This window comes from Massilia sp. CT11-108, assembly GCF_047302915.1.
GTDB classification, from domain to species: domain Bacteria; phylum Pseudomonadota; class Gammaproteobacteria; order Burkholderiales; family Burkholderiaceae_D; genus Telluria; species Telluria orientalis.
Genome location: NZ_JBKYMO010000280.1, coordinates 1 through 7,462, shown reverse-complemented (window position 1 = coordinate 7,462; position 7,462 = coordinate 1). Strand labels below are relative to the sequence as shown.

Below are 7,462 nucleotides of genomic sequence, written 5' to 3'. Positions count from 1 at the left end.
CGCCCACCAGGCCCACGTCCGTGCGCACGACCTTGCCGATCGACGCGGGATCGACGTCGACGTGGACGATGCGCGCCTCCGGACAGAAATGCGCGAGGTGGCCCGTGACGCGGTCGTCGAAGCGCGCGCCCACGCACACGACGAGATCCGCCTCGTGCATCGCGAGGTTCGCTTCCAGCGTGCCGTGCATGCCCAGCATGCCGAGCCAGCGCGGGTCCGACGCGGGAAACGCGCCCAGCCCCATCAGCGTCAGGGTGCACGGCGCATCCTTCCAGCGCACGAGACGGGCGAATGCGGCGCAGGCGGCGTCGCCCGCGTTGATGAGACCTCCGCCGCCGTAGAACACGGGCCGGCGCGCGTGCCGGATCAGGTGCGCGGCCTGTTCGAGCGCGGCGCGCGGCACGCTTGACCGGACAGCGTCGGCGGACGAACCGGAGGGCGCGGCCGCCACCTCGGCCGCCTGGATATCCTTCGGCACGTCGACCAGCACGGGCCCCGGCCGGCCGCCCAGCGCCGTCGCGACCGCGGTCCGGATCGTGGCCGCGACGGCACCGGCGTCGCGCACCTGCGTATTCCACTTCGTGACCGTGCGCGTGATGCCGAGCGCGTCGCATTCCTGGAACGCGTTGGTGCCGATCGCACCGGTCGCGACCTGGCCGCTGACGCACAGCACGGGAACCGAATCGCTGAGCGCATCGAGCAGGCCGGACGTCGTATTCGCGACACCGGGGCCGGACGTCACGAAGACGACGCCGAGCCGCCCGGTCGAACGCGCATACCCCTGGGCAGCATGGACGGCCGCCTGTTCATGGCGGACGAGGATGTGGCGGATGCGCCGGTCGAGGGCGAGTGCGTCGTACAGCGGCAGCACGGCGCCGCCGGGATAGCCGAACACGGTGTCGACGCCGCAGTCCACCAGCGTGTCGACCAGCACGCGGGCGGCGGTCAGGGGAGGAAGTGTTTTCATCCCTGAATTTTATCGACCTTATCGCCGAAAGTGCTTCATGATTTTCGCTATAATCTCACCGTATCCTGAAAAATTTTCACCCATCATGGAAGATCAGAGAAAAATCTACGATTCAGTCGATCTGCGGATCCTGGCCATCCTGCTGAAGGACTCGCGCACGCCGCTGCAGGAGATCAGCAGCGCCGTGAACCTGTCGACGACGTCGTGCTGGAACCGCATCAAGCGCATGACGGACAGCGGCCTGCTGGAGGCGTACACGGTGAAAGTCGACCTGGCGAGCCTCGGCTACAACGACACGGTGATCGTCCAGGTGACGCTGGACAGTCACAGCGAGGAGACGCTGTACAAATTCGGCCAGGCGCTCGAATCGATCCCGGAAGTGCTGGAAGCCGCGCTGATCTCGGGCGACTACGATTACTTCATCCGCATCGCCGTGAAGGACACGCGCGACTACGAACGGCTGCTGCGCGAGCGCATTTACAACATCCCGGGCATCCGCCATAGCAAGTCCAGCTTCGTGCTGCGCACGCTGAAGAAGGTCGATACGCCCCTCACCTGACGGTCCGGCGCCACACTTCCGGGCAGCTTTCACGGCTAACCGAGTTGCGTCTTATGTCTTATAGAAGACTTGAGATACAATATCGGCAGTACCGGGCCAGCAACCGCTGTCCTGATTTTCAAAACGACTGAAAGAGCTTCCCATGTTAGCCGCATACCGCACCCATGTCGCCGAACGCGCCGCCCTCGGCGTGCCCCCGCTGCCCCTGTCCGCAGCCCAGACCACGGACCTGGTCGAACTCCTGAAGAATCCGCCGGCGGGCGAAGAAGACTTCCTGGTCGACCTGATCACGAACCGCGTCCCGGCGGGCGTGGACGACGCGGCCAAGGTCAAGGCCGCGTTCCTGAACAAGATCGCCCGCGGCGAGGAAACCAGCCCGCTGATCTCGCGCGAACTGGCGACGCGCCTGCTGGGCACGATGCTCGGCGGCTTCAACATCAAGCCGATGATCGACCTGCTGGACGACGCCGTCGTCGGCAAGGTCGCCGCCGAGGGCCTGAAAAAGACCCTGCTGATGTTCGACTACTTCCACGACGTCAAGGAACTGGCCGACAAGGGCAGCGCCAACGCCAAGGAAGTGATCCAGTCGTGGGCCGACGCCGAATGGTTCACGTCGCGTCCGGCCGTCCCGGAAAGCATGACCCTCACCGTCTTCAAGGTGTCCGGCGAGACCAACACCGACGACCTGTCGCCCGCTCCGGACGCGACCACCCGCCCGGACATCCCGCTGCACGCGCTGGCGATGCTGAAGAACCCGCGTCCGGGCATCAACCCGGAAGAGCCGGGCAAGATCGGCCCGATCAAGCAGATCGAGGCACTGAAGGCCAAGGGCCACCTGGTCGCCTACGTCGGCGACGTGGTCGGCACGGGCTCCTCGCGTAAGTCCGCCACCAACTCGGTGCTGTGGTTCACGGGCGAAGACATCCCGTTCATCCCGAACAAGCGCTTCGGCGGCGTGTGCCTCGGCACCAAGATCGCCCCGATCTTCTACAACACGATGGAAGACGCCGGCGCCCTGCCGATCGAAGTCGACGTGTCGAACATGGAAATGGGCGACGTCATCGAACTGCGTCCGTACGACGGCAAGGCCCTGAAGAACGGCGCAACGATCGCCGAGTTCAAGGTCAAGTCCGACGTGCTGTTCGACGAAGTGCGCGCCGGCGGCCGCATCCCGCTGATCATCGGCCGCGGCCTGACCGCCAAGGCGCGCGAAGCGCTGGGCCTCGCGCCGTCGACGCTGTTCCGCCTGCCGCAGAACCCGATCGATTCCGGTCGCGGCTTCTCGCTGGCGCAGAAGATGGTCGGCCGCGCGTGCGGCCTGCCGGAAGGCCAGGGCATCCGCCCGGGCACGTACTGCGAACCGAAGATGACCACCGTCGGCTCCCAGGACACCACCGGTCCGATGACCCGCGACGAGCTGAAGGACCTGGCCTGCCTGGGCTTCTCGGCCGACCTCGTGATGCAATCGTTCTGCCACACGGCCGCGTATCCGAAGCTGGTCGACGTCAAGATGCACAAGGAACTGCCGACGTTCATCGAGAACCGCGGCGGCGTGGCGCTGCGTCCGGGCGACGGTGTGATCCACTCGTGGCTGAACCGCCTGCTGCTGCCGGACACCGTCGGCACCGGCGGCGACTCGCACACCCGCTTCCCGATCGGTATCTCGTTCCCGGCCGGCTCGGGCCTGGTCGCCTTCGCGGCCGCCACCGGCGTCATGCCGCTGGACATGCCGGAATCGGTGCTGGTCCGCTTCAAGGGCGAGATGAAGCCGGGCGTCACGCTGCGTGACCTGGTCAACGCGATCCCGCTGTACGCGATCCAGCAAGGCCTGCTGACCGTCGACAAGAAGGGCAAGAAGAACATCTTCTCCGGCCGCATCCTGGAAATCGAAGGCCTGCCGAACCTGAAGGTCGAACAGGCGTTCGAACTGTCCGACGCGTCGGCAGAGCGCTCGGCCGCCGGCTGCACGGTCCACCTGGACAAGGCACCGATCATCGAGTACATGACCTCGAACATCACGCTGATGAAGTGGATGATCGCGAACGGCTACCTGGACCGCCGCACGCTGGAGCGCCGCATCAAGGCCATGGAAGCCTGGCTGGCCAAGCCGGACCTGCTGGCACCGGACGCGGATGCCGAGTACGCCGCCGTCATCGAGATCGACCTGGCCGACATCCATGAACCGATCGTCGCCTGCCCGAACGATCCGGACGACGTCAAGACGCTGTCCGACGTCGCCGGCGACAAGATCGACGACGTGTTCGTCGGCTCGTGCATGACCAACATCGGCCACTTCCGCGCCGCCTCGAAACTCCTGGAAGGCAAGACCGACATCCCGGTCCGCCTGTGGGTCGCCCCGCCGACCAAGATGGACCAGCAGGTGCTGACGGCCGAAGGCCACTACGGCACCTTGGGCCGCACCGGCGCGCGCATGGAAATGCCGGGCTGCTCGCTGTGCATGGGTAACCAGGCGCAGATCCGCAAGGGTGCGACCGTGATGTCGACGTCGACGCGCAACTTCCCGAACCGCCTCGGCATCGACACCCGCGTGTACCTGGGTTCGGCCGAACTGGCCGCGGTCTGCTCCACGCTGGGCAAGATCCCGACCCGCGAAGAGTACATGGCGCATATCGGCGTGATCAACGAGAACGCCGACCAGATCTACCGCTACATGAACTTCGACCAGATCAGCGAGTTCCGCGACGTGGCGGATACCGTCGCCGTCTGAGGCGCGGGTTGACACAAAAGAAAGGCTCCCGACGGGAGCCTTTTTTCATGGGCGGCGTGTATGATATTTACAGGCTGTGCTATCCCACGGGGAGGGACGACGATGGCCTTGAACTCGATCCGCAAGCTGCGGCGCGGCCTGGTGCTGTTCGCGCTGATCCTGCCATTGCTCTACATCCTGTCGGCCGGGACCGCGATCGTCATGGACCGCCGCTCCACGCTCGCGCAGGCCGGATCGGACATGCGCAACATCGCCGCCACGCTCGACGAACATGCCCTGCGCACCTTCGGCGAAGCGGACACCCGCCTGCGCTGGGCGCTCGACGAGATCGACCGGCGCGGCCTCTTGCTCTCCCCCGCCGACGAGCGCGACCTCCACGACATCCTGGCCGCCGCGATGGACGGGGCGCCGCAGGCCGCCAGCCTGAACCTGATCGGTCCCGACGGCTGGCTGCGCGCCAGCAGCACCACGTATCCGCTGCAGCCCATCGACAGCCGCGACCGCGAATACTACATCTACCTCTCCTCCCACCCCGGCCGCGGCATGCATGTCGCCCGCTCGATCCGCTCCCGCACCAGCGGCAAATGGACGATCCCCGTCGCGCGCCGGGTCGACCATCCGGACGGCTCGCTGAAGATGATCGGCGGCTTCGGCGTCGACATGGCCTATTTCGACCGCTTTTACCGCACCCTGCGGCTGGGCGACAGCAGCCGCCTCATGCTGCTGCGGCGCGACGGCTGGGTGATCATGGAAACACCGCTCGGGGCCGACGTCATGGACCGCAACGTGGCGACGACGGGCCTGTTCCGCAAACTGGCCGAGGCACCGTCCGGCGTGTACGAAACGGAACGCAGCATGGTCGACGGCCGGCCGCGCCTGATCGGCTATGCGAGCCTGCCCGAATCGGACGTCGTCGCGGTGGCGAGCGTCGCCCGCGCCGAGGTGCTGCGCCCATGGGCCGTGCGCAGCTGGGAAGTGGCCGCCATCGGCGCCGTGTCCACCTTGCTGCTGCTGGGATTGCTGCGCTTCCTGTGGCTGCGCCTGGCCGACCTCGAGGAAACACAACACAACCTCACCCGCCGCAACGCCCAGCTGGACACGGCGCACCGCCGGTTCCAGGAGCTGGTCGACGGCATCGACGGCGTCGTCTGGGAGGCGGAACTGCCGGCGTTCCACTTCACCTACGTCAGCGGCAACGCCGAAGCCATCTCGGGCTACAAGGCCGGCGAGTGGATCCGGGACCCCGCGTTCTGGCGCGACCGCCTCTGCACGACGCCGGACGGCAAGACCGTCGAGCCCGTGCTGGACATGGACGGACCGGGCCTGCTCAAGCCGGTCGAGCATCACCTCATGACGCCGGACGGCAGGGAGATCTGGCTGCTCAGCAACGTCATGCTGGCCGGGTCGGGGACGGGACACCTGCAGGTGCGCGGCGTCACGGTCGACGTCACGCGCCAGAAACAGTCGGAGCTGCAACTATTCCAGGCGGTCCACGTCGATCCGCTGACCCGGCTGCCGAACCGGCGCGCCTTCGTCGACCACGTCAACCATGCACTGGCGCTCGCGGAACGCAACAAGACGATGGTCGCGCTCGTCCTGATCGACCTCGACAACTTCAACACGCTCAACGACACGCTCGGCCACGAACACGGCGACCAGGTGCTCGTGCGGATCGGCGAGCGCCTGCGCGACTGCATCGGCCCAACCGACATGCTGGCGCGGATGGGCGGCGATGAATTCGCGATCGCCGTCGAGGGCGGCCACCGGCTCGCCCTCAAGGCCGAACACCTGGCCGAACGCATCCACGCGGCCTGCGCCGACAAGATCGCGCTCGACGGCCACGAGCTGTACGTCACCCTCAGCATGGGCATCGCGCTGTATCCGCAGGACGGCCTGGACTACCAGGCCCTCGTGCGCAGCGCCGACACCGCGCTGTACCGGGCCAAGGCCTCCGGCCGCAACGGCTGGCAATTCTTCGACAGCTCGATGGCGCGCCAGGTCGAGCACCGGATGGACCTGGAAACGGGCCTGCGCCACGCGATCGACGGCGGCGAGTTCCAGCTGTTCTACCAGCCGCAGCGCTCGCTGGCGGACGGCCGTATCGTCGGTGCCGAGGCCCTCGTGCGCTGGGACCGCCCCGGCCGGGGCATGGTGCCCACGCAGGAGTTCATCCACGTCGCCGAGGAAAGCGGCTTCATCGTCGCGCTCGGCAACTGGGTGCTGCGCGCCGCCTGCTGCCAGGCGGCCGACTGGGGCCGGACCGCCGTGCCGCTGCGCATCGCCGTCAACGTGTCCGTCGTCCAGCTGCGCCAGGCCGATTTCGTCGACCAGGTGCGGTCTGCGCTGGTCCTGTCCGGCCTGCCGCCGCACCGGCTCGAACTGGAGATCACGGAAGGCGCGTTCGTCGCCGACACCCTCGACGCGATCGGCAAGCTGCACCTGATCAAGAGCATGGGCGTGGAACTGGCGGTCGACGATTTCGGCACGGGCTACTCGTCGCTGTCCTACCTGAAGCAGCTGCCCGTCGACCGCCTCAAGGTCGACCAGAGCTTCGTGCGCGACCTGCCGCGCAACGCGGGCGACCGCGCGATCGTGCGCGCGATCCTGGCGATGGCCGCGAACCTGAACCTGCAAGTCATCGCCGAAGGCGTCGAGTCGGAAGAGCAGCTCGAGTTCCTGCGCGTCGAGGGCTGCCACGAGATCCAGGGCTTCGTCGTGTCGCCGCCCGTCAGCGCGGCCAGCTTCGCCGCGCGGTTCCTCATCACCAATCAAACTTGACGTCGGGTCCTGTACCATACGGCCTCCGGCCACTTCCCTCTGCCTCCGCCCTTGAACAGCATCCCTCTTTTCGGCTTGCGCCGCGACCTGCCCCGCTGGCGTCATCTCGTCACGCCCGCGTGGGTGATGTCGCTCGCCGGCAGTGGCTCGCGGGTGTTCGAAGCGGGATGCGACGCGCAGGATACCTACACGGCCGGCCATCTCCCCGGGGCCGGCTACCTCGACACGACGTGGTTCGAACACGGACCGTTGTGGAACAAGGTCCCCGACGCCGAACTCCGGCGGGTGCTGCTCGCCCACGGCATACGCCACGACACCACCGTCGTCCTGTATGGCCGCAACATCCTCGCGGCGGCGCGCGTCGCGCACCTGCTGCTGTACGCGGGCGTCGCCGACGTCCGCCTGCTCGACGGCGGGATCGCGGCGTGGG

The 7,462-nt window shown here is 67.2% G+C and carries 5 protein-coding genes; 4 read left to right on the top strand and 1 reads right to left on the bottom strand.

The window, feature by feature from the left end; all coding sequences use genetic code 11:
* A partial coding sequence (locus ACEN88_RS20180; RefSeq protein ID WP_413342400.1) for a thiamine pyrophosphate-binding protein occupies positions 1 to 967 on the bottom strand: 967 nt, incomplete at its 3' end.
* 85 nt (positions 968 to 1,052) lie between these two features.
* On the opposite strand from ACEN88_RS20180, the gene ACEN88_RS20175 reads away from it, so the two are divergent.
* From ACEN88_RS20175 to ACEN88_RS20160, 4 genes are all read left to right on the top strand, one after another.
* Positions 1,053 to 1,526, top strand: coding sequence for an Lrp/AsnC family transcriptional regulator (locus tag ACEN88_RS20175; protein WP_413342398.1), 474 nt, complete (start codon positions 1,053 to 1,055; stop codon positions 1,524 to 1,526).
* A 142-nt stretch (positions 1,527 to 1,668) separates the two neighbouring features.
* Positions 1,669 to 4,254, top strand: a complete 2,586-nt coding sequence (locus ACEN88_RS20170; RefSeq protein WP_413342396.1) for a bifunctional aconitate hydratase 2/2-methylisocitrate dehydratase — start codon at positions 1,669 to 1,671, stop codon at positions 4,252 to 4,254.
* Between the two features lie 102 nt (positions 4,255 to 4,356).
* The gene (locus tag ACEN88_RS20165; protein WP_413342394.1) at positions 4,357 to 7,032 is read left to right on the top strand and encodes an EAL domain-containing protein; all 2,676 of its coding nucleotides are present in this window, start codon (positions 4,357 to 4,359) and stop codon (positions 7,030 to 7,032) included.
* A 51-nt stretch (positions 7,033 to 7,083) separates the two neighbouring features.
* Positions 7,084 to 7,462, top strand: a 379-nt coding sequence (locus ACEN88_RS20160; RefSeq protein WP_413342392.1) for a rhodanese-like domain-containing protein, incomplete at its 3' end; no start/stop codon positions are given.